The following is a 23610-nucleotide window of genomic DNA, read 5'->3' as shown; positions in this document are numbered from 1 at the left end:
TGTAGAAATGGAAAATTATACTGCAAGTATCGCGTTCCAGGTGGTTCCTAACGTGCCGATGGACGAAGTGCGTCCTATCGTGCGCAAAATATTAGAGTACATTCAGGGCTGCGGCATGACGTATTTTATCGGCCCCTATGAGACTACCGTTGACGGCGATTTTGATTCGCTCTTAAAGGTCTTAAAGGACTGCCAGAAGATATGCATAGAAGCCGGAGCGCCCAGCGCAATGACGTATATCAAAATGGTATACAAGCCCACCGGCGGCGTATGGTCCATAGCCGAAAAAACAGACAAGCACAAGCACTAAATCGAAAAATCGAAAAAAGGAGTGAAAATAATGGCAAACGCAAGCTTATCTATACAGATACTCCCGCAGATACCCGATAAGGAAAAAGTAATAGCTATAGTTGACAAGATAATAGATTATATAAAGAGCACCGGCCTTGAATATATGGTATGCCCCTATGAGACTACCATTGACGGCGATTTCGACCAACTGATGGACATTTTCGCTCAGTGCCAGAGGATATGCGTTGAAGAGGGGTCGCCTTACTGCATGACTTACGCCAAGATCTGGTACAGACCCGCATCCGAGGGCGTATGGTCCATAGACGATAAAGTAGGAAAATACCATAAATAAGCTTTTTACGGCGGCGCGCTTATTTTAACTCGCGCCGCCTTATATTTATTATGAGCAAAAATATTTTAAGCGTCATATCGCGCCTTATCTTCCCGCCCAAATGCATAGTGTGCGGCGAGCTTTTGTATGAAAGCGAAAACGAGCCGCTGTGCAATGAATGCCGTAAAAGGATATCGTTTATAGAAAGCCGCCCCAAAAGCGACGGGCAGCGGCTTCAAACGGTTTCGGCGGTCAGCTATCTGCCGCCGATAAGAAATACGCTCGTAAGCGTAAAATCGCATGAAAGCACATATAAGATAAAAGGCTTATGCCTCCTTGCGGCACAGGCGGCGCGCACGTCATATAAAAGCAGCAGCTTCGACCTCATCGCAGTTGTGCCATCGTCTGAAAAATCGGTGCGTCGGGTCGGTTTCGACCGTATGGATACTTACGGGCGCGCGCTCTCGCGCGAGCTTAAAATAAAATACGACAAAAACGCGATCAAAAAGATACGCGAAACAAAAAAGCAGCATACGCTTTCTGCCAAAGAGCGCCTTACTGCGCAGAAGGGCGCGTTTTCGGCCTCGCCCACGGTCAGAGGAAAGCGCGTGCTTCTCTTCGACGATATCGTAACGACAGGCGCAACGCTTAACGAATGCGCGGCCGCACTGAAAGCCGCGGGCGCGGCGGACGTGCGCTGCCTTACGGTGGCAAAAACGCCGCAAAAGGGATGAAAACGGGAAGGATGAAAGTTATCCTTCCCGCATCTTTCTTATATGATGCGATGCGCCATATTTAATTTAAGCTCTTTAAAAACCCCGCAAGTCCGCGCGCGAAGGCGGCGTGTCCCTCCTCGGAAAAGTGAACGCCGTCGTACGCAAGACCCACGCCCCACTCGCCCGCATCGAGAAAATCCGCGCCTAGCCGCACGGCAAGCGCGCGGTAAAGCGGCGAAAGGCGCGCCGACTCCTTTATAAGCGCGTCGGTCTCCACCCACTCGCCTCTTTCCATCGTCGGCGTAGCGATCAGTATTATGCGCGCGTCCGGCGCTGTTTTTATAACGAAGCTCAAAAACCTTTCCATGCGCGAGGCCGTCTCTTTGGCCGAAAGGCCGCGAAGCAGATCGTTGCTTCCGAGCATCACCGTTATATAGTCAACGGGCAGGCGGCTTTTTATGAGGTCAGAAAGCCCCGAAAAGTCACGCTCCGTCGGTATCATAAGGCCGTTGTGACCGTAATTTATCACATTGTATCCCGCGCTTTCCAAAATGCCGGTCCAGCGCGCATCCTTCGGATATCGTCCCCCGAAATACGAGCGCGGGTCGTAGCCGAACGTATTTGACGCGCCCAGCGCAAGCAAGCTTTTTTTCATCGTTCCTTTCACCCCAATACTGACTTAACGGCGCGCTACCCGCGCGTCTTTTCTTTTATATTTTTTAAAATATCGGTCTTTTTCGTCGTACCGTCTTTGATCCCCTTTAAGTCGCGTCCGTGCTTTAAAAGCGACAGAATCGTAAGCGCCGCGAAGAGGGCCGCAGCCTCGCGATCGCCCCGCGCGAGCATGAAAACGGCGAACGCCGCCGGTATGACCGGCCCGCCTATACAGAGATACTTCGTAAAAATCAAGGTAAGCAGGCCTATCAGATTTGCTGTAACGCCGAGTCCGAAAGAGTACAGCGCCGCGGCCATCGACGTCGTAGCAACGCCCTTGCCTCCGCGAAATCCGCGCCAAAACGGGAAGTCGTGTCCCACAGTGCAGCCGAGCCCCGCGTAAAGCACGACTATCCGCCCCGCATCGGAGAACAGCCAAAACGATATAGCGCCCGCAATCACGCATTTTAAAAGATCGCCGAAAAGTGTTATCATGCCCGCCTTAACGCCGAGTCGCGCCGCCACGTTTGCCATGCCGGGATTGCCGCTTCCGCCTATCTGAGAAGCGTTTTTGCCCGTATATATTCGGGCGACGATATCGGCCGTGAGCACACAGCCCAAAAGATAACCTATGACAAGACTTATTATCCTCTCCGTCATGCTCCCTCCGTATCACACAGCGAAAAAATCATACTGCGCCCTTCTTTTTATATTTTCCCGAAAGCATTCTGTGAAGGAGATACAGCGCGAACGCCGCTCCGCACGCCTCGCCCACGGGCAGCGCCGATGCAAGTCCCGTTTCTCCGAAAAAGCCGTCTAAAATGAACATGAACGGGATATAAAATACAAGCTCTCTTACAAATGCGTGAAGCATCGTATATTTACCGTTGCCCATCGCCTGCATACAGTAAGACGTGTGATAATTTAAAAACTGCACCGGCGACGCTGCGGCGCGTATCCTTAAAAACATCGTGGCAAGCGAAACGGTAAGCACCGCCGAGTTTACGTCGCCCGCAGTCGTGCTTAAGAAAAGCTCCGACGACGGCGCCGCAAAGATCTCAAAGAAGGCGATGCAGATAAACGACACTATAAGTCCCGTCTTCCTCGCCGTCCTTATCACCTCGCGCATTCGCGCGTGATCTCCCGACGCGAAGTTGAACGCCACTATGGGCAGCATGCCCTGGCATATGCCTATGTTTACGGCGTTTGGTATCCTTTCCACCTTCATAACGATGCCCATTCCCGCAAGCACAAGGTCGTTGTGCGCCGCAGCAATGATATTTACGCAGATATTGGCAAGGTCGAAAAGCCCCGTAAGTATCGCGGACGGCACACCCACGGAGAACACGGCGTTTATCTGGGCTTTTTCAAGCTTAAGCGCGCCCTTTAAGCTAAGCCCCAAGGGAGCCTCGCGCCCCGCCCTTATATATGCAAAAAGCTGATAAACGCAAGCCGCTGCGCCCGATATTGCCGTGGCAAGCGCCGCGCCCGTGACCTCCTGTCCCTGCGGGAGCAGCACGAACATGAAAAGCGGGTCGAGCGCACCGTTAAGTATGCTGCCCATGCTGAGCCCTATGCTCGCCTGCGCGGAATAGCCCGCGTTTCTCAACAAATGCGCAAGCGACATCGACATAATACCGGGAATTCCGCCTATCACGATAACGATCACGGCGTAGCTTCTCGCATAATCCATCGTCGCGTCGGACGCGCCCAAAAACGTAAGTATCGGGTCTAAGAATATCCCCATGAGCAGAGAATAAATAAGCGCTATGGCCAAGGAGCCGTAAAAGGCGAACGAGCTTACCTGCTTCGCCTTTTCAAGCTCTCCCCTGCCCATAAGACGCGCGACCTGGCTTCCGCCGCCTATGCCGAAAAGATTTGCAAGCGCCACGCACATCATTACCATCGTAAGCGTTATGGTCGTTGCGGCTATCATATATGAGTTGCCCGTTCTCCCTATAAAGAAGGTGTCCACCATATTGTAGACCAGATTGATTATCTGGCTTATTATGGTGGGTATCGCCATAGTAAAAAGCGCCTTTGGCACGGGCGTATTTGCAAAAAGCTCCTGTTTGCTTACCGTCTGTTTTTTAAACATTTATAACACTTCCGAAAAAGAGTGAATATCCCGCGGACGCGCCCGCCGCAGTCCGTTAATTTTAATATGGATATATTGTATCACTTATTTTTATTATTTTAAACTTCAATTCGTTGCGCATTTATAAAATTGACACTTTATCTCATTGAACGTATAATTATAAAAAATAAAACAATATCGCTTTCATACAAATCTTTACACAAGGGTGGTATATCCATGAAGAACGGCTTTAAAAGAACGGTCGCTTTCATTTTGGCGGCGGCGCTTATATTGGCGCTGGCTCCGATGGCGTTTGCCCAAGATCCCAAAGCCCCGGGCAGCGCAGACGCAGGCGCTGGTACGCTTTCTGCCGAGGTGTCCGGCTCGGACGGCGTAAGCGCCCTTATTTCGGACGCCATACAAGACGCGCTTTTGGAAGAGACGTCGTCGGAAGGCGGCGACTGCCGCATCGCACATCTTGAGGTGAGCGGCTCCGAGGCGCAGGTAACTTATCAGTCGGACGCGGACGCCCGCATTATCGTTGCCCTTTACGACGACGAGGGGCGCATGGTAACAAGCGCGGCTAAAAACGTTTTGGCAAGTGATGAAGAAACGGCCGTGAGTATTCCCATAAAAGACGCTCCCGACTATTTTACCGCGAAGGCGTATATGCTTGACGCCGAAAGCGGAAAGCCCCTGTGCGAAGACTTTACGAATAATCTTTATACTGAGTCATTACAGGCGCTTGAAGCCTCAACGGTCTCGGATTACGATGAAGACCTTGTTTTGAACCTTGACGGCGACAAAACGACGAACTTCGTCGTGTTCAATCCCGGCGTCATCACAGTCGAGGCCGACGGACAGCATAACGTGACAACCGATCTCGGCGGCGGCGCATACCGCATAGAAAACGCCTCGGACGAGCTTTTGGGTATGGAGGCGGGCGATATCCTTTCTCTAAAGGGCGCGGACGGCAGCGTGCTTCTTATCAAGCTTGCCTCAATAGAAAAATCGGGCGGTACCGTAACGGTGACGGAGGATGACTCCATCGCGCTTGAGGACGTTTTTGACGTTGTAAAGATAGAGGGCGGCTACGACCCCACGGCGGATACCGCCTCGCTTTCGGGCTCGGAACTTGACGCCAATGTGACGGGCAAGATAACGAAGGATATACAGCTTAAAAAGGAATTTAAGCGCGATAAGGACGTTTTCGACGACAACGCGCCCAATATCACGCTGAGTATGAAGGGCTCCGTTACGCTTACGGCATACATAAAACTGTATCTCAGCTTTAAGGAGCAGTACGTTGAGGCAAAGATCACCTTTGACGCGGAATTCGACGCATATATGTCGGGCGCGACCGGCAGGCAGACCTTCGATCTTCTGCCCGAGGCCGTCGTTTTCGCCCCAGTTGCGGGCGTGAGCATAAGCGTTATGCCGTCGATAGTCGTTGACGCCTCTTTAACGCTTCGGTTCCACGCAAAGCTCACCGCCGCTCTCGGTTTCGCATACACGGGAGACGGATTTGAGAACAGAAGCGAAAAGCCTAAAGTAAGCGACTGCGATATTTCCCTTGAAGGAAAGCTGTTTTTAGGATTCTCTCTTGAGCCGTCCGTAGCCGTATTCAGTAAAAAGATAGGCGAGGTCAAGCTTACGGCCACATTGGGCTTTACCTTCACCGGAGAGATGAAAAAGGACTATGTCGATCATACCCACGCCTGCGACAAATGCATCTCCGGAAACGTAGAGTTTGACGTTGAGCTGTCCGCCTCGGCAAAATTCTTGGGCGAGCTTGACGTAAGCGCAAAAGTGCTCGATATTAAACACCCCCTGCTTGACTTCTACTATTCGTTTACATATGAGGATTGGGGCTTTAAGAAATGTCCGCACATGAATTATCCCATAACAGTGCGCGTATGGGATGTTGATGAAAACAAAAATCATACGCTTCGCACCGGAGCCAAAGTAGAATACTTTGGGCTCAGCACCATTGATAAGACGTTCTCCGGCACGCTTACCACGGATAAGAACGGCACGGCGTCAGTTTATCTGCCCGATGGGACGTATGACTTCTCCGCAGAAAATCCCGACAACGGCGCATTCGCGGCCGAAACTGTCATCGTAAACGCAAAAGGTGACGAGAACTACGAACAGACGGTCGAGCTCTATCTTGAGGAGGAGGTATACATCGCCTCCGTAACCGTCGAAAACGAGGAGGGAGAGAAGGTGTCGGGCGCGGTGATCTACGGCACCGGACGCGACAAAGACCCCGTGACGAACGAATACGGCGTCGCGCGCATCCCGCTTCGCGTAGGCACGTATCACTTAAGCGTATCTAAGGACGGGAGCACGCCCGTGGCGCTAGACGAATTTAAAATAACGGGCTATGACGTAGTGCTCCCCCGCGTTGTGATAAAGGAGCCGCGCTTTAAGATAAACGTGCGCATACTCGACGAAGATTGGAACGCGGTAAGCGGCACGTCAGTTACGGTCGAGGAAACGGGCGAAACGCTTAAAACCGATATGAGCGGCAGATGCACGTTTACCGAGAAAAGCGGCGAATATACGCTCTCGGCACAAAACGATGACGGCAGCTTCACCGGTACGGCCGCGGTCAACTTAAACGGGCGCGACAAGAGCGCAGTCATATACATGACAAAGGAGACCGTTACCGTCACCGTAAACGCCGTGAGCGAGGAAAACGAGCCTGTGGCGAATATGCCCGTTATGGTAAACGGCCTTGACAGCGGAGTAAAAACGAACGAGCTCGGCAAAGCCACTTTTGAGCTTGACAAGGGCGAATATACGTTCGACATTTCGACCTCACAGTGGTTCGGCTCCGAGGAGACGGAGATAAAAAAGAACGCCGAGATAAAGCTGACCCTTAAAAAGTCATGGATGGAATGGAGCTTTGACAGCGATACGGGAAAACTGTCGGTATGGGGAGAGGGCGCGATGCCCGATTATCTTTTAAGCGCCTACGGTATGCCATGGGCAGGATATATACTTAGTCAACGCACGGGCAAGTGGCTGACAATTATAAAATCCATTGAGGTGAGCGGCCTTACGCATATAGGCGATTACGCGTTCAGCCACTGTCTGGCCGCAAGCTCCGTTACCCTGTCTGACAGCGTAGTAAGCATCGGAGCGTACGCGTTTGAAAATTGCGGCACTTCCTACTACACCGACAACTTTGACATGACCCTTCCTGACAGTGTTGTAAGCATCGAAAATCGGGCATTCACCCTCTGCGGATTAAAATCCGTATATATCCCGGCAAGCGTGCGCTTCATAGGTGGCGGAGCATTTCAAGCTACTGCCATGACGGACTTTGAGGTCGATCCCGACAATACGGCATTCGCGGCCGTAGACGGCGTTCTGTTCACAAAGGACATGACCACGCTTGTAGAATACCCGCAAGGCAAATCAGACACAAGCTACACGGTACCAAGTACAGTTACGGAAATTTCCGAGCAGGCGTTTTACAACTCTCTCAATCTTACCGATATATCCCTGCCTGATTCTTTAAAAACTATCGACGCTTCGGCTTTTCGTTACTGTCGTGGTTTAACGCATATCAACATACCGAATAATGTTGAAAGCATTGGAGATTCAGCGTTTCAAGATTGCTCAAGCCTCACAGTGATCGATTTGGGAAGCGGCGTTAAACGCATGGGAATAAATGTGTTTTACAGCTGTGTGCTTCTGTCAAAGGTAACGATAGGCAGAAGCTTTGAAGGCTTTGATATGCCTTACTATTATGAAAGAGGGCTGTTTACAAACTGCTACGCTCTGAAAGAATTTGAGGTAGACCCCGAAAACAGCCATTTCTATACCGACGGCAAGGCCTTGTTTGAGAGAAGCGGCGATGATATAATCCTTATCCGCTACGCCTGCGCTGACCCCGCCGAAAGCTACACCGTTTTGGACGGAGTTACCGAAATATTTCCGTATGCGTTCGACTCCAGCCATAACCTTAAAAAGGTCGTTATCGCCGACAGCGTTAAGAAGATCGGTGAAAGAGCCTTCCGCTATATGAATAATCTTGACACACTGGTCATCGGAGAGAGCTTTAAACAGGCCGGCTCTCTGCCGTTCTGCGTGGATAATCTTAAAACCGTTGTCGTAAGGTGCAGCAGTACGACAAACAACGGTTCATCGACGTTTTTCAACAATCAAAAAAGCTTCAGCAATATCGTTTATATGGGCGACGCCCCCGCAATGTACGATATGTTTAAACTGAAGCTTTCCACAAACTCGTCGGTTCCCACCAAGTTTTATTACCCCGACACATGGGATGAAAGCCTTGTTCCGTCGGAGGATAAGCAGTCGATCTATGAAACATGGATCCCCTATGACGTATCGTCCTACGACCCGTCAAACGGCCTGCCCGAGTAAAAAAGCCTTCCCCTCCCGGGGGAAGGTGGCTGCGACAAAAAAGACCGCTCCGCGCGGTCTTTTTTATTTACGGCATCTCGCCGAACGACACCTCGACGGGTACGCCGTACTCGCCGTCCACAATCTCCGCCGCGTATACGGCGCAGTTTCCTATATATTTAGACCAGTAGCCGCCGCGCGATTCTGGCGTGAGATACTCAAGCGCGCCCTTCATCGCAAGCGCGTGAGTCGCGATAAGGATATCGCCCTCCTTGGCAAGCTCCTTTATCTGTTCAAGAAAGCTGCCCATGCGCGCCGTCACCGCCGCAAGCGGCTCCATCCCCTCCGGCGCGGGCGTGTTTACGAAGTCCTTAAAAAAGGCTTTAAGCTCCGGCGGAAGCTTTTCAAGCTTCGTGCCCTCGTATGGGCCGTAGTCCATCTCAATAAGGCGTTCGTCGGTCACGATGTCGTCTGTACCCGACATAAGACGCGCCGTAGCCTGCGCGCGCCCCAAAGGGCTTGAATATACGCGCGCAAAGCTTACTCCCTTTTCACGCATAAGGCGCCCCACCTCGGCCGCCTGACGCTCGCCCTCGGCATTTAACGGATGCTCGCTTCGCCCCTGCATAACGTGAGCCTTGTTCATATTCGTCTGCCCGTGACGTACTATGTATATCATAATAACCCTCGTTTTTTTGTCATATTTTTCTTTTTATTATATCATACTTTTTGTGAAAATGTCGCCTTCTTTAAGCATACAAAAAGAATGCAGACCAAAAGGGTCTGCATTCTTTATAAGTATCACGTATTAAGGCTTATTTTGCATCCTTACAAAGATAATACACCACGTCGGAACGCGGGCATGCATTCTTTGCCGTAGGAACGGACGGCATACCGTCAAACAGGCCTCTTCCCGACGCCCAGTTCATTGCCGCCTCAGACCAGTTTTCACCGCCTGCAAAGTCGCCGTCTGCGCGGCACAGGAAGGTTATCATCTGATCCTGAGTAAGCGTTGCATCGGGAGAGAACGTAGTGTCGGACGTGCCGGTAGTTATACCCTGCTGCACAGCCCAGAGCACCGCCTGAGTATAATACTCATCTGAAGCCACGTCGGTAAACGGATTCATCGAGCCAGCCTGCGGCTTTCCTCTCGAACGCCACAGGAAGGTAACCGCCTGCGCGCGCGTAACGGAGCTTGCCGGAGAGAAAGTCGTGTCCGACGTACCGGTGGTAACGCCCTGCTGCACAGCCCACGTAACGGCGTCGGCATAGTAAGCGCTCTGGCTTACGTCGGTAAATGCCGACGATGCGCCGCCGACTATTATTCTTAACGTGCCTGACGCCATCTTGCTTCCGGATGTGTTATATACCGAGAAGTTTGCACTAAACGTGCCGGGGCGCTTCGGTTCAAAGTAGAGGTTGTTTAGATCGCTCGCGCTTATCTTTGCGTTAGCGCTTATTGCCGCCTTGCCGCTGTTTAAGTAAAGCGTTCCCACGCTGTCAGAGGACGAAGAGAAGCTTATATCCTTCCAGGATGCGCCTATCGCGTTGCGCACGGCGCTTGAAAGCTGCGATGCTCCGCTTGAACCGTTCAGCGCCGCAGAGAACGCATAGGCTTGCGTATCGGGCAGGCTTAAAGTGCAGTCTACCGAGCCTTCGCTTATAACTACCGAAACAGTGCCCGAAAGCGATTTGTTGTTGTACGTAAGCGTATACGGTATGCTGAACGTGCCCGTAGATATGGGCTCGGTGTACATTGCTATATAGTCGTTAAACGAATACGACGTGTTAGCGCGTATTGCCGTGCCGTTTGACAGACGCATAACGCCTACGCTGTTATTGCCCGTAGTAGAGAATTTTATCTGAGCTGAATTGCGGTTCAATTCCACGCCGTACACGTTCCTAAACTGCGAATACATAGCGTCGGACGTGCCCGTTCCCGTATAGCTTACGCCCAAAGTAGTATATACTGTGGGGTCGTATATCTTGGAATCGGAGCTTCCCGTTACCTTTACGGAGCAGGTGCGGTATATCTTATTGCCGTTCTTATCCGTAACGGTAGCCGTTATCGTAGCCGTGCCGGTGCTGCCCGAAGACTTTACTGTAGCGGAAGAGCCGCTTCCCGATACGGACGCTACATTGGAATTGCTGGAACTCCACGATACGCGGTAATATGCGTTCGACGGAGATACGTTAACGTAAACATTGCGGCTGTTATATGTCGACATGGTTATGGACGCGGGCTCTATTGACGCCGATATCGCCGAGCTCTTTATCTGTATGCTCATAGTGCCCCGCAAAGTATCGCCGTCGTATTGTACGTAATACGGCAGGTTAAACGTGCCCGCCGCATAAGGCTCGAAATACATATTCTGAAGGTCGAGGAACGTATACGTTGCGTTCACCTGAATATTTCTGCCGTTTGCAAGGCGCATAACGCCGTATTTCGTATTGCCTACCGACGAGAAGCCAATGTCGGCGCCGTCGGGAAGTATATATCCGAATACGTTGCGCCACTGCTTTGCTATGCTGTCGGATATGCTGGTGCCGTAATAATCGGAGCCCATCGTTATGGTAAGGCTGGGATTATATGTGCGCACTGCAGTTCCGCCGCCGCCCGAACTGCTTACTATGACTTCGCAGTTGCGCGTTATTACTGCGCCTGTTTCATCTCTTATCGTCGCGGTTATCGTAGATTTGCCCGAATTGCCCTGAGTAACTACGGTAACGTTATTGCCGCTGCCCGTAAGCGTAGCAACTCTTGTATTGCTCGAAGACCACGAAACGCTGTAATTCGCATTTGCGGGCGTGACCGTAAGATTTAAAAATCTGCTTGAATAAGTGTCCAGGTTAAGCGTCTCGGAACTCAGATATGCGCCGTTTACGCCAGAGCCTCCCTGACATTTTATCGTTATCGTGCCCGACATAACGGATCCGCCGTCGGTGATCGTAAATCCCGTTAAAAACGTGCCGCTCTGATTGGGATAGAAATACATCGTCTGCATCTGAGCAAACGTATATGCTGCGCCGTAGCTGGGTATGGTGCCGTCGCTCAGACGGAGCATACCGGTAGCGTCGCTCGGCGTGTCAAAGCGTACTGCCGCAGAGGAGCTTATGGATCTTCCGAAGCTTTGCGAAAAGGCTTTAGAGATCTCCGAAGCCATACTGCGCATAGCGTAAGTCGTGCCTACGGACGCGGTATCGGAAATGCTGTAATATGCTTCCTTACCCTTTACCGAAAATGTGCAGTAAAGCGTCTCGCTCGTCGTGTTCGTGTCGAGGTCCACAACGGTCACGCTTACCTGAGCCGTGCTTGAATCGGCTCTTACAACGGGCGCGGCCTCAACGGTAATGTAATTGCCGTCGCCTGTTATGTTTATAAGTCCCGGGTTGTCGTTGCCCCAGTAATAATCGTAATTGCCGCTGCCGCCGCTTGCCGTAACGGTAAGCGTTGTCGAGTCGCCGGCACCGAGATTGAATTTTGTCTTGTCAAGCTTTGCCGTAACCGGCTTTGCATTGTCGGTAACTGTCACGCTCCATGCTACCAAATAGTAGTTCGACGGATCGTTTTCATCCGATACGGTACACATTACGCTGCCGCTTCCCGCGTAGCGCGCGTATATCGTGTTGCTTGCGCTGTTTCTGTCTTCAACGCCTGCAGCGCCATCCGCTTCCCAACTGTAAACGTAGCGTCCCGAACCGCCGGAAGCCTTTACGGTAACGGATTTGCTTTCGCCGGCCTTCATGGAAACAGAGCCGCCTTCCGAAGCCTTTACGGGAGTGGACTTTCCTTCGACCGTAACGGTAAGCACGTCCACGTCATAGTCGCCGTCCGCTTTTCTCGTCGCGGTCAGCGTAACGCTTGCCGAGCCTGAGCCTACGGCTTTTAAAACGGCGGTGTCGCCTTTTCCGGAAACAGTAACTATCGAATTGTCGCTGCTTTTCCACGTGTAGGTCATTTTCCCGTCGTCGCCGGTAACTATAGCGTCAACGGTAAGAGTTTCGCCCTGCGTCATTTCAACGTAGCCGGGCATAAACATTACGAATACGTCCTCGACGGTATCGAAAATATCCGAGTCGTCGGTATACTCATATTCGTCCAAAGACAGCGATTCGTCGAGCGAATACGCCATAGCCGCAGAAAACATGCTTATCGCAAAGAGAAGCGAAAGCATAACGGCTAAAAGCCTTGTTGTCTTTTTGTGCATATATTTTCCTCCTTTTATCTTTTTAAACCTGCTATTCGGTTCTATACACATTTATAAAAACCGCTGTGGACGGCGAACACGGTATTTTTCACCTTCCTCTGTCGCGTTTTTGCCCTGCGATCATGTATCGTCATTATTATAACAGAATATTTATACAAAAGTACTGCAAAATCAAATTTTTTCTAAATACTTTTTTACTTTGTCCTCCTTTTTTGCTCTCTCGGCGCGTCCCGCTTTAGGAAGCCTTGCATAAAACGCAAAGCCCGCAAGCGTCGTTACGGTTTCCGTTACGGGAAAAGCGAGCCAGAAATGCTCAAGCCCCCACCTTGAAAAGAGATACCCAAGCGGCACAAACAGCACGACGGTTCTTAATACCGTAAGCGCCGAGCTTTTAAAGCTCATGCCCATAGCCTGAAACAGCACGGGGAATATAAGCGACGTTACCATAGGTATAAAGCTTACGCCGACATAGCGAAAGCCCACTGTCCCTATTGATATTATCAAATCGTCAGACGTAAACACCCTTAAAAGCTGTTCGGGCATTATAAGAAAGCAAACCGTCCCTACGGCCATAAGCGCCATGCCGAAAAGAACGGAGGCCTTCAGCGTTTCGCGGCATCGCGCCATATTTCCCGCCGCAAAATTAAAGCTTACTATGGGCACAATACACGTCTGCATAGCTTCAAGCGGTATGAAAAAGAAGGTCTGCCACTTATAATAAAGGCCGAGCGCGGTAACGGCCGCATCGGAAAAGCCCGCCAATATAAGATTGAGCCCCAGAATATAAAACGTATACGCCGACTGCATAAGTATATTCGGTATGCCTAGGCGGTAAATATCGGCTATATGCGGCAAAAACACCTTTCTTTCGGGCGGCCTTACAAATCCGCCGCGAAAAACTATCAGGGCAGCCGCCGTCTGCCCTATCACGGTAGCTATCGCCGCGCCTCGGACGCCCATGGCGGGAAGTCCCGCCGCGCCGAATATAAGGATCGGGTCAAGCACGATATTGACGGCCGCGCCCGCTATCTGCGCCTTCATCGGCGTTTTCATGTCGCCGTATGCCTGAAGCACCTTTGTCCACACGCTTTCCAAAGAGAGCCCGAAGCTGAGCACGCATATCGTTCTTCCGTAAACTACGACGTCTGATATAACAGTCTGAGAATCTGTTGACATTTCGGCATATGCCGGCATAAAAGCATATCCCGCCAAAGCGAACGCCGCCCATATGATAATTGCAAGCGGCGTGCCTACGCCAGCAAATTCACGCGCGCTCTTTTGTTCGCCCGCTCCAAGCTTCGCCGCGATACACGTATTTATGCCCACCCCCGTGCCTACGTAAAGCGCTATCATAAGAAGCTGCACGGGATATATTATCGAAAGCGCCGTAAGCCCTTCCTGTGAATAACTTCCTATGAACAGGCTGTCAACTATATTGTAAAGCGCGACTATAAGCTGCGCTATCATTATCGGCGGCGCAAGCTTAAAAATAAGCCTTGATATTTTTTCTTCTCCGAAAAGCTCTGTCGCGCCCATTTTTACGAGGTGTTCTCCTTATTGAAAGTAATTATGATCTTTTTCGTTTTCTTCTTTTCGCCGCTAAAAAAGCGTAAGCTGTCCGTCGGGCTGATCTTTTGAAAGATAGCTTTTCTGCGCGGCGAAGGTAAGAATATCGCTTTGCGAAAGACTTCCCAGGATCATCGGCGACATGGGATCGTGAAGCCGGAAGTTTTCGGCGGCCTTTTTCGCGCTTTTATTTGCATAGCAGTATCTGCATCCGTTTATACAGGCGTTGTATGCGCCGATATCGCGGCTTTCTATACAGCCGCAGCCCTCGCGCATGCCTTTATGCTTTAAGGGGCGAAAGCGCACTTTGTTTGCGCGGCCTATCATTTCAAGCGTAATGCAGCCCGAAGCGTGTATGCCGTATTTCGTATAGTCTGCGTCTGAGGCGCACGTTTGGATATAAAGACCGTGCTTTTCGGCTGTGCGGCCTATGCCTTTAGCAAGCCTTTCTCTGTCTTGAGGCGTTATCGCTTCAAGCTCGGGCATATTCGTTTTAAGCTTTTTATACATCTCAACAAAGCTGAAAACGCATCTGTCAACGTGAGGCGCAAGGCGTCTTGCCATATATTCAAACGTCTCCATATGGACGTCGTAAGTATATTTTTTTGTGAGCAGCACGGGGTCGTATCGCCATATGATGCGCTTTTTCCCCACCTTACGCTCAAGCTGCAAAAGCGTTTCGATGCTGTCGTCTATTGACGGTACGCCAGGCTCGATATCCCGTCCGTATGCGGTTATCGTATAATGAAATAAGGTGTTGAACCTGTCCGTTATTTTATGAAGGTCCAAAAGTATGGGCCCGTAATTTTTTGAACAAAACACCACGCAGTCCACCTTATCGGGCGTAAGCTCATATCGCGTGACCTTTTCGGGAAACATGGGGTTTCTCACAAGCACGTATCCCTCTTTAAATCTATTTAAAAGCCACGGCGTAAAATACTGCACCGTGTCCGTTCTTGCTCCCGTATTTATTATCATATCTATCTCTTTTAATGCTATATCGTTTACGTCACGTTTTTCTTCTTATCGGGCAGAGGTATCTGAACTAGGATTATCGCAGCGAACATAACGGCACAGCCGACAAGCTCGCGCGGGCTCATGCGCTCGCCCAGTATAAGCGCCCCCGCTATGATCGCAAATACGGATTCGAGGCTCAAAAGAAGCGAAGCGACCGTCGGATCGGTCGATCTCTGCGCCACTATCTGAAGCGTATATCCTATGCCGCCCGATACTATGCCGCAGTAAAGTATCGGTATCGCCGCCGATATCACCTTATCCCAGCTTGGATCCTCCGCTATGAAAGCGGCCGCGCCGGAGATCACAGCCGCAGTTACGAATTGTATCGCCGATATGCGGATAGGGTCTCCCCGTGCGGCGAACCTGTCGCAGCAGAGGATATGCCCCGTAAACAGCACCGCGCATATGCATACGAGCGTATCGCCGCGAGTAAGGCTTAGGCCTTCGTTTACGCATAAAAGATACATTCCTATAACGCCTGTGAGCACCGCCGTCCATACGAGCCATGTGTTTTTCTTTCTGAAAACGATGAAATTTACGACAGGCACCAAAAGCATATACATCGCGGTTATAAATCCAGCCTTGCCCGCCGTCGTATATACCAGGCCTATCTGCTGGAATATCGTGGCGGTAGACAGAAATACGCCGCAGAGTATCCCGCCCGCTATAGTATTCTTTTTATATCGCTTATCTTCTTCGGGCGTCCGCTCGACGGCGGCGCGCGCGCCTTTTCGTGCCATTACGAGCGCGGCGCATCCCACGGCTGCCGCCGCGAGCACCATTCTCGAGGCGGTAAACGTGATCGGCTCGATAAGATCCATTCCCGAACGCTGGGCGGCAAAGGCCGTTCCCCATATTATCGCCGTTATTATCAAAAGAAGACTGCCAAAGTTTCTTTTAGCTGACATATTACCTCTCTGTCTCTTTTTTAAAACTAATCCGTTACAACGTCGCCCGTCCAATCGATTATACCGCCGAATTCGTAAACGTTAGCATAGCCCATATCGGCAAGCTTCTGCGCCGCCTGCTTGCTTCTGTTGCCGCTTCGGCAGTAGACGAGTATCACCTGCTGCTTATCGGGAAGACCTGCGGGCATTTCGTTCTCTATCGACTCGTTGGGAATGCATACGGCGTTCGGGATATGGCCGCCGTCGTATTCGTCCTGCCTTCTTACGTCAACTATAATAAGGCCGTCGTTTTCTTCCATCATAAGCTTTGCCTCTTCTTGCGATATCTGCGTATATTGGGGCTTTCGCTCCGTATCGTCGCCGTCAGGCGTCTGAGAGCAGCCGAAAAGAAGGCCGCATACGAGCATGACTGCCGCCGCCGCGCATAAAAAGCTAACGCATCGTCCTTTTTTTACGATAGTATCTTTTTTCATAAAAACGCTCCTTTATTGTCCGTTCTTCTCACGCTTTCTCAAGCGGGCCTCTGTACGAGTTTAATCCGCCGATATCCGTCACGTTCGTGTAGCCCGCGTCCGTAAGATATATCGCGGCTTTATGGCTTCGCGCGCCCGACTGGCAGTACACGAAAAGCGGCGTGCTTTTATCGGGCACCTTCGCCCCTATCCGCCTTATTGCCATAAGCGGCACATTAACGCTTCCCGGGATGTGGCCGAGCGCGTATTCCTGCGCGCTCCTTACGTCAAGAAAAACGGCTGATTCGGGCGGGTTTTTTGACGCCGCGTTTATATTCGCCGTCCTGCCGCTTTTTTTCGCAAAGTCGAAAAATCCCATTTTGATCGCTCCTAAAAAGTATTCTTGTATATCAAAATAAGAGCCGCATCTGATACCATTCGGCTCCGCCGTGGCGCGACTTTTCGCTAAGTCCTTCGCTTACGAATCCGAACCGGGCGTAATAATGAAGAAGCCGCTTCTTGCACGTAAGCACGAGCCCCGCTCTCCCCTGCTCTTTCGCGTCGCTTATCGCCCTTTTTATAAGCTCTCCCGCACAGCCGCGCCCTCTGTACGCGGGAAGCGTATTTACGCCGAATATCATCTGCCAGCGCCCGTCTCTGTTATGCATATCGGCGCGGGAGTACATATCGTCGGTTATATCGGGCTCGTCCGTTACGAAGCCGTCGAGAAAAGCAATGATCCTGCCGTCTTCTATCATAAGCCAAAAGTGGTCTTTATAATATTTAAGCCTATTCTCAAACTCTTCCCTTGATGCGGCCTCCGCGGGCGGAAAGCACTCAGCCTCAACGGCGGCTATCATATCAAGGTCTTCTTTTTTTGCCGTTCTTATATACATACGCGCTCACCTTTTCTTGACCGGATCACAATATATTTTAAAGCATTCTTTGCCGCCTTTCAATGATTATTTTCAATGATTATTAATGAAAAAAAGGCGTGATCCCGCCGTTAAAACCGCACTTTACATATTGCCGCTTTGTGATAAAATAATAATATTATTCAAAAGAAAGGAAATCCCCGAAAAATGTCCGAAAAGAAAAGCCATCCGCATCTTCTGTATATGGACATACTGCGCACGTTTGCCATTTTAGCCGTGATAATGCTTCACTGCGTATCCGAGCTTCTCGTTGAACCCGCTCTTTACGGCACTCCGGCGTGGCACGCTTTAAATATTCTAAATACGCTGGGAAGAACGGGAGTACCGCTGTTCTTTATGATAAGCGGCTCTCTTATCATATCGGACGAGCGTCCTTTGACTCCGGGGCAGTTTCTTATGCGCCGCATACCGAAGATATTCATACCGTTCTTTATATGGAACGTCGTATATTACGTCTACTTCGCATGTACGACGCAGTCATACGCTAATGTGGGAGACTTTTTCTACGGATTTGCCGCTATGGGCATATCGTATCACTTCTGGTTCGTATATACGCTCATATTCATATATCTGCTCATACCTATAATAAAGCCGTTCCTTACGCGCGCGACGAACGTCCAGCTTATATACGCGCTTTTCGTGATACTCTTTCCCGCAACGATCTGCCCGCTCATAAATAAGCTGTGCGGCGTATGGCTTTTTCGTTTCGACAGCGCGATACTCGGCTACGCCGGCTTTACGGTCATGGGCTATCTTCTCGGGCGCACAAAGCTTTCGCTTCGCGTCCGCCTTATCATATACGCCTGCGGCATAGGCGGCGCGCTTTTAGGCGTGCTGGGTACTATATCGTATTCCTCGCCGGAGCTTATAGACGCTTTCTTCAACGGCGGCTATTCCCTGCCTGCCTACTGCACGAGCGCGGCGCTGTTCGTATTATTTAAGGAGCTTTCAAAAAAGATAACGTCGCGGCGCGCGGCGCACGTATTTTTTACGTTAAGCTCGCTTACATACGGCGTGTATCTTATACACGTTCTCGTCATGGAAATAATCTTCGCCGATCACACGCCCGAGCATGTGGGGCTTACGGTGCCCCTGCAGTTCGTCGTGACGACCGTCGTAAGCTTCGCAGTAACCTTCCTTATAAGCCGCGTGAAGGTTTTGAAAAAAATACTTATTTAAATATAAAATCGGCCTCATTAGAATAGAATATAGCGGCTCTGTGCCAATATAAAAGATATGAGGTCCTTTATGATGAAAAAAAGAGGCAAAAAGCTGCGCATATGGGCTGCATTCGCAGCGTCACTTTTGCTCGTTTTGATTTTTGCGTTTGACGTCTCCCTTCATACCGTGACATATACGGTAAAAAGCGATAAGCTGTCCGCTTCATTCACCGCCGTGCTTTTGACCGATCTGCACAGCTGCCGTTACGGCGAAAATCAGCAGACGCTTATACGCGCGCTTTCAGACGCCGCGCCGGACGCTGTATTTTTAGCCGGCGATATAATAGACGATAAAATGCCGCCCGAAGACGCGCTTATCTTTCTTTCTTATGCTTCAGAGCGTTACCCCTGCTATTATGTCAGCGGAAATCATGAATTTTGGCGCGGCGATATCGACGCCGTAAAGAATATGCTAAAGAGCATGGGCATACACGTCCTTTCCGGTGAAGCTCAAAGCCTTATTGTAAACGGCCAAACGATAAACGTATGCGGCGTTGACGACCCCGAAACAGGCGAGGATATTTTTGCAGCCCAGCTTAAAGCCTGCGTTGAAAGCATATCCGACGATACGTTCACTCTGCTTTTGTCCCACCGTCCCGAGCGTATTTACGAATATGCAAACTTAGGCTTTAATCTCGTGCTTTCAGGGCATGCGCACGGCGGGCAGCTAAGGCTTTGGCCCTTTATCGACGGACTTTATGCGCCGAATCAGGGCTTTTTCCCGAAATTTGCGGGTGGGATGAAGGCTTGCGACGGTACGCCCATTATCATAAGCCGCGGACTTGCGCGCGGATCGACCCGCTTTATGCGAATATTCAATCCTCCGGAGCTTATCGTAATAAAGTTTTTGCCTGCCTGTAAGGAATAGATCATAAAAATACTTCTCTTTAGCTCTTGACAAAAGAGCTTTTTGTATTAAAATTAGTTTGTATGCAAACCAATTTTAATGTGAGGTGCTCTTGTGAACGACTCTCTCCACAATATGATGCTTATAACGCAGAACAGATTTTACCGCAGACTGCTGGGCGAGGCGCTTTCAAAGGGGCTTTCCCCCGGTCAGCCCAAGGTGTTGGAGCTGTTAAGATACAAAGACGAATGCACGCAGACGGAGATATCACACGCGCTCGACCTTGACAAATCCACCGTAACGGGTATCCTTTCCCGCATGGAGGACGCCGGGCTCATAGTGATCCGCCGTGACATAAGGGACAGGCGTCGTACTCTTATTTCCCTGTCGGACGCCGGACGCGCGGCCTCCGACGAAATGGAAGAGGTTTTTAAAAGGACCGACGCGCTTGCATGGGGAAAAATATCCGAAGAAAAGCGGCGTGAGTTTATTAAGCTTTTAAAAGAGATATACGAAAACGTATCCGAAATATAATAATGAAGAACGGAGAAGCATCCATGGAGAAACATAACGAAAAACGCTTGAGATTCGACCGCGCACGGTCGATAGAAGTATCAAAACGGTACATGGTGATGATAATCGGGCTTTTTATAAACGCAGTGGGCATAAACCTTATAACGAACGCAACGCTGGGCACCTCGCCGATAACGAGCGTACCGTATACGTTAGCATTAAAATATTCGCTCTCCTTGGGCGAATTTACGTTTATCGTGAACCTCGCGCTCATCGCCTTTCAGCTGATACTTCTTAGGCGCAGATTCCGCGCAGAGCATTGGCTTGAGATACCGCTTGTATTTCTCTTGTCGGCGTTTATCGACATAACGTCGTATATGTTTATGTGGCTTTCTCCCGAGAACTACGCGCTGAAGATAATACTTCTTCTCATCGGCTGCGCAGTACTCGGCATCGGGGTGGCGCTTGAATTTGTCGCAAACGTCGCAATGCTTCCCGGCGAGGGCTGCGTGAATGCGGTATGCCTTGTCTTTAACACGGATATGGGCAAAACAAAGGTGGGTTTCGACGTGTCGATGACCGTCATCGCCGCCGTAATGAGCCTTATATACTTCGGCGGCCTCATAAGCGTGCGCGAAGGCACCGTTATCTCCGCCGTGCTCGTTGGCATTATAGCAAGAACCATAAGACCCAAGCTTGCCTTTATCGACAGGTTTATACTCTCCTCACGCGCCGAGGCGTAATATTAACGACGCGAAAAGACGCATAAAGTGCGAAAAAGCGCCGTATTTTTAGGGCTTTCGTGTATTTGACCGTCAGCGGCTAGGCGCGTATCTGACAGCGGAAAATCCTCCGTGGGAATATATTAAAGGGAATGCGCCATAGGGTCGCGGCTGTGATTTAGATATCGAGATAAAGGGAGGCAGAAAATGCAGATAGCAGATATTTTAAAAAAGATGATCGATTATTCTGAGGGAAACCGACACGACGTCAACCATCTGCTGAAGGTATGGGGATTTGCCAAAACCATAGGAGAGTTGGAAGGGTTGGATGAAAAAACACAAAGAATTCTGGAGGCAGCAGCCATACTCCACGATATTGCCTGCCCGCTTTGCCGAGAAAAATACGGAAATACCAATGGGAAATATCAAGAGCGGGAAGGAATGCCGCTTGCGCAGGAGTTTTTGAAGGACTGCGGACTGGCCGAGGATGAAAATGAAAGAATAGTTTATCTTATCGGTCGCCACCATACGCTCGGTAATATACAAGGGCTGGATTATCAAATTCTTATAGAGGCCGACTATCTTGTAAATGCAGATGAAAGCCAATATCCTCCGGAAAATATCAGAAACACCTGTGAACGGATATTCAAGACAAAGTCAGGAACAGAAATCCTGAAATCAATCTACATGATTTAAGGAGGATTTAATTATGTTCAGAGCAATGAGAAGAAAGAAGCAGGAAGTTTCAAAGGAAGAATGTATCAGAATATTGAATACAGAAAAACGCGGAGCCTTGGCTGTGATTGGGGATGAAGGATATCCTTACGTCATTCCTCTTGATTTTTACTACGATTCGCAAAATGAGAAAATCTACTTTCACGGTGCAAAAGAAGGACATAAGATCGATGCGATAAAAAACAATGAGAAAGTTTGTTTTACAGTGTGGAATGCCGGAACGCTGAAAGACGGCGACTGGGCTTACTTTGTGACAAGCGTGGTAGTGTTCGGCAAAGCACATCTTGTTACGGATGATCCCGTTGTTTATGAAAAGGCAAAAGCTATCGGCATGAAATATTATCCATCCGCCGCGGAAGTCGACGCTGAGATCGCGAGAGACTTAGGCCGAGTACAATTGGTGGAAATCAGCATTGATCACATGACCGGAAAACTTGTACATGAGAAATAAGGGAAAAATATTAAGATGACAATTAAACGAAACTCGACTCCCCCACTGCCCAAGCGGCGGCGGAAAGATACAGATCGCGTATGCTTCGCGGCAGGGTCGCGGCCGTGTTCCGGACGTCGGAGGAACGGAGATTTAAAAACGGCGCGTTCATGTTCGAGGTCTGGATCGGACAACAAATACATTCAATTACAGGTGATCGATATGAAACGTAAAACGGCAAAAGAAATACTCACAGCTTCCTTTCAGGAGCTTGCGGCGGTGAAAAGCATCGACAAGATCACAATTCAGGAGATCGTGGACAACTGCGGGTATTCACCGGCGACCTTCTACCGGTATTTTAAGGACAAGTATGATCTTATTGCATGGGAACATACCAGATCTGTTGCCGAGATCGTAGATCAGACCGGTGCGGATGATTATTTATGGAAGCAAACACTCTATGACGGAGCCCGTTTGTATAACGATAATAAAGACTATCTGGTGAACCTGCTGCAGCATACTTCGGGTCATGACTCATTTATGCGATATATGACGGAGATCAATTGTGCCGCTCTGGAAAAGTACATATTATCTGTCAACGGTAATCAGAAGCTTACACATGAGGAAATGATGTATGTAAAAATGTATTGCCATGGCTTCGTAGGTCTCGCCTGCGAGTGGATTATGGGAGAGATCAATACAACGCTGGAAGAAATTGCAAAAGTCTATGAGCAGTCGATCCCACAACCGCTGAAAAAGCACCTTTTGTAAATGAGAGAGTTTAACGCTTTTCTCTCATTATGAGAGATCAAAGCATTGTTCTTAATTGAAAGCGCCGCCTTCGTGGATATAATTATAATTAGTTATTGCGCACAATGATACAGCGCGCAACCACAATTTTAAAACTTATAACGGAGGTCGATTGAGATGACAAAAATTGAGTTTTTAAAGTATCTGTCAAAGGGATGGTTCGGCAATTCCCAGCAGCACTCCATTCATGCGCAGCTTTTAAAGGCACGCGGTCTTAATAAGCTTTCTGACAAGATCATGGCAGAATCCGATGAAGAATGGGATGAGGCGAAGAAGGTCAACGCCCGTCTGATCGAGCTGGGCGAGACTCCCGCTGTTGAGATTCAGGAGTATCCTGTGATCACCGATATCAAGGAGATGCTGGAATATGACCTAAAGGAAGCGGCGGAAGCTCTCCCGATGATGAGCAAGGCTCTTTCCATGTTTGATGACGACTATGTTACCAAACATATGATCCAGGAATTCATTGTTGAAGAGCAGGATCACTATAATTGGGTACGGCTTCATCTCTGCCTGATCGAACAGATCGGTATGGATAACTACCTGATCGAGATGCTCGGTGAGTAAAGGAGTGATCGTCATGAGTGAAAAGGAACAGATCTTAGAGGCTATGAGAAAGGCCGGGGAACCTTTGAATGCCGGCAAAGTAGCTGAATTGACCGGACTCGACCGCAAGGTCGTTGACAAGGCATTTGCAGCGATGAAAAAGGAAGGCTCTATCGTTTCCCCCGTAAGGTGCAAGTGGGAGCCTGCCGAAAAATAACGGTATCGACGCCTGCAAGACCGGCGTCCCTCCGATCC

Annotated in this window: 24 protein-coding genes; 13 read left to right on the top strand and 11 right to left on the bottom strand. The window is 49.9% G+C overall.

The genetic code is table 11. The annotated features are described in order from the left end of the window. Window positions 1–7: 7 nt before the first annotated feature. The 3 genes from IJG50_02945 to IJG50_02935 are packed head-to-tail and all read left to right on the top strand — an operon-like array spanning window position 8 to window position 1356. Window positions 8–310: a thiamine-binding protein gene (locus IJG50_02945; GenBank protein ID MBQ3378805.1), complete on the top strand. Its 303-nt coding sequence runs from the start codon at window positions 8–10 to the stop codon at window positions 308–310. 30 nt (window positions 311–340) lie between these two features. Continuing rightward, a complete protein-coding gene (locus IJG50_02940; protein MBQ3378804.1) occupies window positions 341–643 on the top strand; it encodes a thiamine-binding protein in 303 nt (100 codons plus the stop codon). Between the two features lie 50 nt (window positions 644–693). Continuing rightward, window positions 694–1356, top strand: coding sequence for a ComF family protein (locus IJG50_02935; GenBank protein ID MBQ3378803.1), 663 nt, complete (start codon window positions 694–696; stop codon window positions 1354–1356). Between the two features lie 61 nt (window positions 1357–1417). Here IJG50_02935 and IJG50_02930 read toward each other — a convergent pair whose 3' ends face one another. From IJG50_02930 to IJG50_02920, 3 genes are read right to left on the bottom strand one after another with little or no spacing between them, the layout of a single operon-like run. Further along, window positions 1418–1993: a lipase gene (locus IJG50_02930; protein ID MBQ3378802.1), complete on the bottom strand. Its 576-nt coding sequence runs from the start codon at window positions 1991–1993 to the stop codon at window positions 1418–1420. 35 nt (window positions 1994–2028) lie between these two features. Further along, window positions 2029–2652, bottom strand: a complete 624-nt coding sequence (locus IJG50_02925) for a glycerol-3-phosphate acyltransferase (protein ID MBQ3378801.1) — start codon at window positions 2650–2652, stop codon at window positions 2029–2031. A gap of 28 nt (window positions 2653–2680) precedes the next feature. Then, entirely contained in the window at window positions 2681–4090 is a 1410-nt protein-coding gene (locus tag IJG50_02920) for an MATE family efflux transporter (protein ID MBQ3378800.1), read from the bottom strand. A 216-nt stretch (window positions 4091–4306) separates the two neighbouring features. Between IJG50_02920 and IJG50_02915 the strand changes: the two genes are divergently transcribed. After that, the gene (locus tag IJG50_02915; GenBank protein MBQ3378799.1) at window positions 4307–8467 is read left to right on the top strand and encodes a leucine-rich repeat protein; all 4161 of its coding nucleotides are present in this window, start codon (window positions 4307–4309) and stop codon (window positions 8465–8467) included. A 67-nt stretch (window positions 8468–8534) separates the two neighbouring features. On the opposite strand, the gene IJG50_02910 is transcribed toward IJG50_02915, so the two are convergent. The 8 genes from IJG50_02910 to IJG50_02875 form a co-directional block, all read right to left on the bottom strand. Continuing rightward, window positions 8535–9125 (bottom strand): histidine phosphatase family protein, encoded by a 591-nt coding sequence (locus tag IJG50_02910; GenBank protein ID MBQ3378798.1) that lies wholly within the window; start codon window positions 9123–9125, stop codon window positions 8535–8537. A gap of 136 nt (window positions 9126–9261) precedes the next feature. Beyond that, window positions 9262–12654, bottom strand: coding sequence for an S-layer homology domain-containing protein (locus IJG50_02905; GenBank protein ID MBQ3378797.1), 3393 nt, complete (start codon window positions 12652–12654; stop codon window positions 9262–9264). Window positions 12655–12825: 171 nt separating this feature from the next. After that, entirely contained in the window at window positions 12826–14190 is a 1365-nt protein-coding gene (locus IJG50_02900; protein MBQ3378796.1) for an MATE family efflux transporter, read from the bottom strand. A 63-nt stretch (window positions 14191–14253) separates the two neighbouring features. Continuing rightward, window positions 14254–15198: a DUF1848 domain-containing protein gene (locus tag IJG50_02895; GenBank protein ID MBQ3378795.1), complete on the bottom strand. Its 945-nt coding sequence runs from the start codon at window positions 15196–15198 to the stop codon at window positions 14254–14256. A gap of 26 nt (window positions 15199–15224) precedes the next feature. Further along, window positions 15225–16145 (bottom strand): DMT family transporter, encoded by a 921-nt coding sequence (locus IJG50_02890; protein ID MBQ3378794.1) that lies wholly within the window; start codon window positions 16143–16145, stop codon window positions 15225–15227. A gap of 26 nt (window positions 16146–16171) precedes the next feature. Beyond that, window positions 16172–16552, bottom strand: a complete 381-nt coding sequence (locus tag IJG50_02885; protein ID MBQ3378793.1) for a rhodanese-like domain-containing protein — start codon at window positions 16550–16552, stop codon at window positions 16172–16174. A gap of 94 nt (window positions 16553–16646) precedes the next feature. Then, window positions 16647–16976 (bottom strand): rhodanese-like domain-containing protein, encoded by a 330-nt coding sequence (locus IJG50_02880; protein MBQ3378792.1) that lies wholly within the window; start codon window positions 16974–16976, stop codon window positions 16647–16649. A 31-nt stretch (window positions 16977–17007) separates the two neighbouring features. Further along, the gene (locus tag IJG50_02875) at window positions 17008–17493 is read right to left on the bottom strand and encodes a GNAT family N-acetyltransferase (protein MBQ3378791.1); all 486 of its coding nucleotides are present in this window, start codon (window positions 17491–17493) and stop codon (window positions 17008–17010) included. A gap of 186 nt (window positions 17494–17679) precedes the next feature. On the opposite strand from IJG50_02875, the gene IJG50_02870 reads away from it, so the two are divergent. From IJG50_02870 to IJG50_02830, 9 genes are all read left to right on the top strand, one after another. Beyond that, complete coding sequence (locus IJG50_02870) at window positions 17680–18711, top strand: acyltransferase (protein MBQ3378790.1); 1032 nt, start codon at window positions 17680–17682, stop codon at window positions 18709–18711. Between the two features lie 69 nt (window positions 18712–18780). Then, window positions 18781–19620, top strand: a complete 840-nt coding sequence (locus tag IJG50_02865; GenBank protein MBQ3378789.1) for a metallophosphoesterase — start codon at window positions 18781–18783, stop codon at window positions 19618–19620. 93 nt (window positions 19621–19713) lie between these two features. Continuing rightward, the gene (locus IJG50_02860; protein ID MBQ3378788.1) at window positions 19714–20133 is read left to right on the top strand and encodes a winged helix-turn-helix transcriptional regulator; all 420 of its coding nucleotides are present in this window, start codon (window positions 19714–19716) and stop codon (window positions 20131–20133) included. Between the two features lie 71 nt (window positions 20134–20204). Next, window positions 20205–20855, top strand: a complete 651-nt coding sequence (locus tag IJG50_02855) for a YitT family protein (protein MBQ3378787.1) — start codon at window positions 20205–20207, stop codon at window positions 20853–20855. Between the two features lie 186 nt (window positions 20856–21041). Further along, window positions 21042–21530 (top strand): HD domain-containing protein, encoded by a 489-nt coding sequence (locus IJG50_02850; GenBank protein ID MBQ3378786.1) that lies wholly within the window; start codon window positions 21042–21044, stop codon window positions 21528–21530. Between the two features lie 13 nt (window positions 21531–21543). After that, on the top strand, window positions 21544–22020 hold the full coding sequence (locus tag IJG50_02845; GenBank protein MBQ3378785.1) for a pyridoxamine 5'-phosphate oxidase family protein: 477 nt from the start codon (window positions 21544–21546) through the stop codon (window positions 22018–22020). A gap of 201 nt (window positions 22021–22221) precedes the next feature. Then, window positions 22222–22770, top strand: coding sequence for a TetR/AcrR family transcriptional regulator C-terminal domain-containing protein (locus IJG50_02840; protein ID MBQ3378784.1), 549 nt, complete (start codon window positions 22222–22224; stop codon window positions 22768–22770). Window positions 22771–22926: 156 nt separating this feature from the next. Beyond that, on the top strand, window positions 22927–23376 hold the full coding sequence (locus tag IJG50_02835; GenBank protein MBQ3378783.1) for a Bfr protein: 450 nt from the start codon (window positions 22927–22929) through the stop codon (window positions 23374–23376). 13 nt (window positions 23377–23389) lie between these two features. After that, window positions 23390–23572 (top strand): transcriptional regulator, encoded by a 183-nt coding sequence (locus IJG50_02830; GenBank protein MBQ3378782.1) that lies wholly within the window; start codon window positions 23390–23392, stop codon window positions 23570–23572. Window positions 23573–23610: the final 38 nt, after the last annotated feature.

The organism is Clostridia bacterium, from assembly GCA_017405765.1.
Lineage (GTDB): Bacteria > Bacillota > Clostridia > Oscillospirales > RGIG577 > RGIG577.
This window is presented reverse-complemented; position numbering and strand designations above follow the sequence as displayed.

Bases quoted from the DNA above. Each gene is read 5' to 3' on its own strand.
- IJG50_02890 (MBQ3378794.1), bottom strand. From the start codon at position 16,145: ATGTCAGCTAAAAGAAACTTTGGCAGTCTTCTTTTGATAATAACGGCG.
- IJG50_02905 (MBQ3378797.1), bottom strand. From the start codon at position 12,654: ATGCACAAAAAGACAACAAGGCTTTTAGCCGTTATGCTTTCGCTTCTC.
- IJG50_02925 (MBQ3378801.1), bottom strand. From the start codon at position 2,652: ATGACGGAGAGGATAATAAGTCTTGTCATAGGTTATCTTTTGGGCTGT.
- IJG50_02895 (MBQ3378795.1), bottom strand. From the start codon at position 15,198: ATGATAATAAATACGGGAGCAAGAACGGACACGGTGCAGTATTTTACG.
- IJG50_02920 (MBQ3378800.1), bottom strand. From the start codon at position 4,090: ATGTTTAAAAAACAGACGGTAAGCAAACAGGAGCTTTTTGCAAATACG.
- IJG50_02885 (MBQ3378793.1), bottom strand. From the start codon at position 16,552: ATGCTCGTATGCGGCCTTCTTTTCGGCTGCTCTCAGACGCCTGACGGC.
- IJG50_02835 (MBQ3378783.1), top strand. From the start codon at position 22,927: ATGACAAAAATTGAGTTTTTAAAGTATCTGTCAAAGGGATGGTTCGGC.
- IJG50_02840 (MBQ3378784.1), top strand. From the start codon at position 22,222: ATGAAACGTAAAACGGCAAAAGAAATACTCACAGCTTCCTTTCAGGAG.
- IJG50_02940 (MBQ3378804.1), top strand. From the start codon at position 341: ATGGCAAACGCAAGCTTATCTATACAGATACTCCCGCAGATACCCGAT.
- IJG50_02850 (MBQ3378786.1), top strand. From the start codon at position 21,042: ATGCAGATAGCAGATATTTTAAAAAAGATGATCGATTATTCTGAGGGA.
- IJG50_02865 (MBQ3378789.1), top strand. From the start codon at position 18,781: ATGATGAAAAAAAGAGGCAAAAAGCTGCGCATATGGGCTGCATTCGCA.
- IJG50_02845 (MBQ3378785.1), top strand. From the start codon at position 21,544: ATGTTCAGAGCAATGAGAAGAAAGAAGCAGGAAGTTTCAAAGGAAGAA.
- IJG50_02915 (MBQ3378799.1), top strand. From the start codon at position 4,307: ATGAAGAACGGCTTTAAAAGAACGGTCGCTTTCATTTTGGCGGCGGCG.
- IJG50_02830 (MBQ3378782.1), top strand. From the start codon at position 23,390: ATGAGTGAAAAGGAACAGATCTTAGAGGCTATGAGAAAGGCCGGGGAA.
- IJG50_02945 (MBQ3378805.1), top strand. From the start codon at position 8: ATGGAAAATTATACTGCAAGTATCGCGTTCCAGGTGGTTCCTAACGTG.
- IJG50_02900 (MBQ3378796.1), bottom strand. From the start codon at position 14,190: ATGGGCGCGACAGAGCTTTTCGGAGAAGAAAAAATATCAAGGCTTATT.
- IJG50_02870 (MBQ3378790.1), top strand. From the start codon at position 17,680: ATGTCCGAAAAGAAAAGCCATCCGCATCTTCTGTATATGGACATACTG.
- IJG50_02875 (MBQ3378791.1), bottom strand. From the start codon at position 17,493: ATGTATATAAGAACGGCAAAAAAAGAAGACCTTGATATGATAGCCGCC.
- IJG50_02930 (MBQ3378802.1), bottom strand. From the start codon at position 1,993: ATGAAAAAAAGCTTGCTTGCGCTGGGCGCGTCAAATACGTTCGGCTAC.
- IJG50_02910 (MBQ3378798.1), bottom strand. From the start codon at position 9,125: ATGATATACATAGTACGTCACGGGCAGACGAATATGAACAAGGCTCAC.
- IJG50_02880 (MBQ3378792.1), bottom strand. From the start codon at position 16,976: ATGGGATTTTTCGACTTTGCGAAAAAAAGCGGCAGGACGGCGAATATA.
- IJG50_02935 (MBQ3378803.1), top strand. From the start codon at position 694: ATGAGCAAAAATATTTTAAGCGTCATATCGCGCCTTATCTTCCCGCCC.